Here is a 435-nt window from a genome sequence, read left to right as displayed (position 1 = left end):
AACTTGAAAAAGCGAAAGCTATCAATCAGGCTGACTTTACTCCTAACAGCGTTGAACCATTGGTAGATGCAATAGCTGTGGCACAAGGTATTGTGAATAATCCGGAATCTGTAACTGTTGATCAAATCAAAGCAGCTACACAAGCGTTGAAAGATGCGCAAGCAGGCTTAGTTGCGAAAGCAGATAAAGCGGAACTTGATAAAGCAATCAATAACGCAGAAAGCTTAACTTTAGATCCGACTGATAAAGAAGCTAAAGCAGTCCAAGATGCATTAGAAAATGCAAAAGCAGTACAAGCAGATCCTAATGCTTCACAAGCAGAAGTAGATGCAGCGAAATCAGCTTTAGAAGATGCAATTAACGCTAAAATTGCTCAAGATAAAGCAGATGCAGTCAATGCAGCACTTGAAGCGTTGAAAGCAGAACTTGAAAAAG

1 protein-coding gene is annotated in these 435 nt (G+C 40.0%); it reads left to right on the top strand.

What is annotated here, in order from left to right; translation table 11 throughout:
- On the top strand, positions 1 to 435 hold a 435-nt coding region (locus HMPREF3031_RS13500), incomplete at both ends, for an FIVAR domain-containing protein (RefSeq protein WP_180364338.1).

This window comes from Staphylococcus sp. HMSC072B07, assembly GCF_001815505.1.
GTDB lineage: Bacteria > Bacillota > Bacilli > Staphylococcales > Staphylococcaceae > Staphylococcus > Staphylococcus simulans.
This window is presented reverse-complemented; position numbering and strand designations above follow the sequence as displayed.